3 protein-coding genes are annotated in these 3,224 nt (G+C 62.9%); all 3 read right to left on the reverse strand.

Going from position 1 to position 3,224, the window contains the following annotated elements:
- On the reverse strand, positions 1 to 2,036 hold a 2,036-nt coding region (locus EN935_RS41505), incomplete at its 3' end, for a UvrD-helicase domain-containing protein (RefSeq protein ID WP_206534588.1).
- Between the two features lie 79 nt (positions 2,037 to 2,115).
- Positions 2,116 to 2,943 (reverse strand): DUF2059 domain-containing protein, encoded by an 828-nt coding sequence (locus EN935_RS28230; protein ID WP_127264580.1) that lies wholly within the window; start codon positions 2,941 to 2,943, stop codon positions 2,116 to 2,118.
- Positions 2,940 to 3,224, reverse strand: a 285-nt coding sequence (locus tag EN935_RS41510) for a hypothetical protein (RefSeq protein WP_206534589.1), incomplete at its 5' end; no start/stop codon positions are given. The genes EN935_RS28230 and EN935_RS41510, both read right to left, overlap by 4 nt.

A 3,224-nucleotide genomic window follows, 5' to 3' on the forward strand; every position in this document is an offset into this window, starting at 1 on the left:
ACATAGGCGAGCCGCCGCTCTTCCTCCAGCCCCGAGCGGCCGCCTTCATCGAGCGCGCGCTGATGCGGGAACAGACCTTCCTCCCAGCCGGGCAGGAAGACCGTCTCGAATTCGAGGCCCTTGGCCGAATGCAGCGTCATGATGCTGACGGCGTCGAGACCGGCGTTCTGCTCGGCATCCATGACGAGTGCTACATGCTCGAGGAAGGAGCGCAGTGATTCGTACTCCTCCATCGAGCGGATCAGTTCTTTCAGGTTCTCCAGCCGGCCTGGGGCTTCGACCGAGCGGTCGTTCTTCCACATGTCGGTGTAGCCGCTCTCCTCGAGAATGGTCTCGGCGAGTTCGGTGTGCGGGGTGGTTTCCAGGGCCTTTTGCCAACGCTCGAAATTGGCCGACACTTCGCGCAATGCCGCGCGCGGCTTCGGCTTCAGTTCGTCGCTTTCGGCGAGTTTGGCGGCGGCTTCCAGCATCGGGATGCGGAGCGCACGGGCCGTGTCGTGGATCTGGCGGATGGTGGCTTCACCCAGGCCGCGCTTCGGCACATTGACGATGCGCTCGAAAGCGAGGTCGTCGGCGCCTTGCGCGACGACGCGGAAGAAGGCGAGCGCATCGCGGATTTCCATGCGCTCGTAGAAGCGCGGGCCGCCGATGACGCGGTAATTGAGGCCGAGCGTGACGAAGCGGTCCTCGAACTCGCGCATCTGGAAGGAGGCGCGGACCAGGATCGCCATGTCGTTGAGGTTGTGCTTTTGCCGCTGGTAGGTCTCGATGGTCTCGCCGACGGCGCGGGCTTCTTCCTCGGAATCCCAGGCGGCGTGGACATGCACCTTGCCGTCCTCCGGCTCGTTGCGGTCGGTAAACAGCGTCTTGCCGAAACGGCCCTCATTGTGGGCGATGAGGTGCGAGGCGGCGCCAAGAATGTGCGCGGTCGAACGGTAGTTGCGCTCCAGCCGGATGATGGTGGCGCCCGGAAAATCCTTGTCGAAGCGCAGGATGTTGTCGATCTCGGCGCCACGCCAGCCATAGATGGACTGATCGTCGTCGCCGACGCAGCATATGTTTACTTTGTTGTCGCTCACGGCCGCGCGCTCGCTTCGCTCGCTGGCCTCCGCGGGGGCGGCCTGGCCGGCCGACGCCCGGTCGGGCTTGCGGCCTTCGGCCGATCGCAGATCCGTCGACGTTGACGCGCGCCCTGCATCCGGCCGCTGCGCCAGCAACCGCAGCCACATGTACTGGGCGGTGTTGGTGTCCTGGTACTCGTCGACGAGGATGTATTTGAAGCGCTTGTGGTATTCCTTCAGCACGTCCGGATTGGCGCGGAAGATGCGGATCGGGTGGCACAGAAGGTCGCCGAAGTCGCAGGCGTTCAGCGTCTTCAGCCGCTCCTGATAGGCCTTGTAGAGTTCGCGGCCCTTGCCGTTGGCGAAGGCGCGCGCGTCGCCCTCGGCGATGTCGGTGGGACCTTGCCCCTTGTTCTTCCAGCCGTCGATCATCTGGGCGAACTGCTTGGCCGGCCAGCGCTTGTCGTCGAGACCTTCGGCCTGGATCAATTGCTTGATCAGCCGCACGACGTCGTCGGTGTCGAGGATGGTGAAGTCGGATCTCAAGCCGGCGAGTTCGGCATGTCTGCGAAGCAGCTTCACTCCAATCGAGTGGAAGGTGCCGAGCCAGGGCATGCCCTCGACATTGCCTTCGCCGATCAGGACGCCGATGCGGATCTTCATCTCGCGCGCGGCCTTGTTGGTGAAGGTCACCGCAAGGATCTGCGACGGGAACGCCTTGCCGGTGGCGAGGATGTGGGCGATGCGGGTGGTCAAGACGCGGGTCTTGCCGGTGCCGGCGCCGGCCAGCACCAGGACCGGACCTTCCGTTGTTTCAACAGCTAGCCGCTGCTCCGGGTTCAGCCCCTTGAGATAGTCGGGCGCGCTGTTGTGGCCGCTGCGGGCAGCCATGGCGCGCGCGGCAATGCCCGACGGGGCCGTGGGCCGCGCATTGGGTTCGTCGAAAAAGGGCATGTCTTCGGAAAAGCCGGACATTGCCCCGAATGTAGTGATTCGGGAGCGAAAGACCAGAAGTGTCTACGTTTTGTTCCGGTAAAGTGCCTGATATCGCCGTTCAGGCCTTGCGGTAGCCGAGGGCGACGAAAAACCGATGTCCAAACGAGCGCGCCTCGTCGGTCATCACCGCGCCGAGGGCGACCTGCATCTGGTCGTAATAGTGGCTGCCGGCGGGTGACGCCAGGAAAGCCTCGTAACGTCTGAGATCGTCAAGCGGCAGATCCCGGTAAATGTAGGCTACGGAGTCCATGACATCCTTTTCGATGTCTCGGCGAAGCCCTTCGGACCGCTGACGCAGCAAGGCCATGATCTGGTCGTCGGGCAGGGCTTTTCCGGCCGCTCCCAGCATTTCGGAAAGCATCGCATAGCCCATGTTCAAGGCGACGGCTTCTCCGGTGTCGACAGCGCTGAGATCATCCGCGATCTTCTTGTACAGCTCGAGCCGAGCCGGATCCCTGGACGGAAGCTCGCCGAGGATTTTTGGGCCTTCGATCTTCTTGCGTTCCCTCTCTTCCTGGGTGGAGGCCTGGATTTCCAGCGTCGTGACCTGTTTGCCCAATGGCGAAGTATAGAAAGAGCCCAGGTCGGCCAGATCCCTGGCGGTCAGCTTGTCGGCCATTCGCGATTCGATGGCTGCCTCCATCTTGTTTGCGTCAAACGCACCTTCCATGGCCACTGCCAGCGCGTCCTGGACTTTTTGCGGCGGCGTTTCCGGCGCCGATTTCACGGCTGCGCTAAAACCCGGACCGATACCCGTCAGCATCTGGTGAAAGCCGTTCGCCTTGTTGATCTCATGAAGCGTCTGTGCCGGCGCGGCCACGGAGAGAGAGACAAGGCAGCAGAGGGCAAGCACCAATCGCGTCAGCGGCGGAACGAATGACGTCATTTTGCTTGCTCCAGAGGCGAGATGATCCGACGCAGACTGCTGGAAAACCCTGATGCAGGCAAGATCGATTGCCACCTTGGCGTGCGGCCAACTTGACAGGCGCGGCGGGCAGGAGAAAGTTGTGTCCAGGGCAGGAAGGTAACGCCGGTTGCCCATGGCCGCGCGTGCGAGCGCGCAACAGTCGAAGGAGTATCATCTTGGCTGTCACCATCACCTCCCTCATTCTCTTGCTCATCGGTCTGGCGCTCGGCGGCGGTGGTATCCGTCTCGCGATGCTGGGT

It is taken from the genome of Mesorhizobium sp. M7D.F.Ca.US.004.03.1.1 (assembly GCF_003998635.1).
Lineage (GTDB): Bacteria > Pseudomonadota > Alphaproteobacteria > Rhizobiales > Rhizobiaceae > Mesorhizobium > Mesorhizobium loti.